This is a genomic window from Aerococcus sp. L_32, from assembly GCF_050689315.1.
This window is the reverse complement of record NZ_JBOEQF010000572.1, coordinates 1-1,100: the sequence shown is the minus strand read 5'-3', so window position 1 is coordinate 1,100 and position 1,100 is coordinate 1. Positions and strand designations below refer to the sequence as shown.

At 40.3% G+C, this 1,100-nt stretch carries 2 protein-coding genes; both read right to left on the bottom strand.

Features of this window, described 5'->3' with window-relative positions:
* Window positions 1-65 precede the first annotated feature (65 nt).
* Window positions 66-263, bottom strand: coding sequence for a hypothetical protein (locus ACRCJ0_RS14850; RefSeq protein ID WP_431390978.1), 198 nt, complete (start codon window positions 261-263; stop codon window positions 66-68).
* A gap of 551 nt (window positions 264-814) precedes the next feature.
* A partial coding sequence (locus ACRCJ0_RS14845) for a GNAT family N-acetyltransferase (RefSeq protein ID WP_431390977.1) occupies window positions 815-1,100 on the bottom strand: 286 nt, incomplete at its 5' end.

Genomic DNA, 1,100 nt, shown 5'->3' with positions numbered 1-1,100 from the left:
GTAGAATAGACACGAAAAAAAACCTGTATCGTTAGACCGAAATCTGACTTTACAGGGTTTTGTTATTATACAAATTTTACTTGAGTGCCCGCAATCAAGTCCCCAATATGGCGGTCGATTGGACGGAAGATTCGCATAGCCATAATCAGGAAAAGCGTGTCAAGAAATAGGGGCGTTAGTATTTGGTTGGATAGTGATTCGTAATTAGAAAATATCTCTGAAATAGTCGCCATATGGCCTGGTTGCCAAGGGATGAACTTCACGATATTTAGTGGCAGGGCATTTGGTGACTGTTTTTTGCTGAAACACTAACTTGATATAGGCTTTCTTTTTGCAGAAACTACCACCTGTATAATCCATATAAGTGAAAATCAACACAACTGGTAAGACACTAGTAAAGAAGGATAACAAGTCGGATTGAAGAAGGCTAACTTCAGCGATGCCACTCATCACAGCGTAGATAATGATACAAATGACTGCTACGATCACCAGTAGAATGATAATGATCAGGTAATCAACAAATATTCTTGAAGACTTTTCTGGATTCTCATCGACAAGGGGACCTGTTCGTTTATTTGCATACAACCATTCCTTCGATGAAACAACTGAGGGAGAGTGTGCATTTTCATTTGAAAAAAGGCCCGACTAATTTGATTTGAATGTACTGTATACAATTGTAGGTATCAAATGTTAGCAAGTTAACGGGGCGCATTTCGGCAAAATGGATTAACCTTTAACTTGACACACAGAAAAAGCTGCGCCTGTTTATTAACAAAGGGGTGCAGCTTTTTGCTGGGTTATTTTAGTCTAGTAGTCATTCGTTGACGTGACCGATACTTTTTTCCATATCGACATGCATGATGCCTGCGTCCATATATTTCGGTGTATCCATGTTTTCATATCCAAGCGCTTCGTAGAAACCTGTTACATGCTCTTGGGCACCTAAAATGATTTGTGAGAAATGTTCCTCTAAGGCCTTCGCTTCAACAACGGCCATCAACTCACGGCCTAATCCTTGGCCACGATATTTTTGAGCAATTGCTACACGTTGTAATTTGGCTGCATTCGGTGTTAAGGCGAGTAACCGCGCTGTATAAACA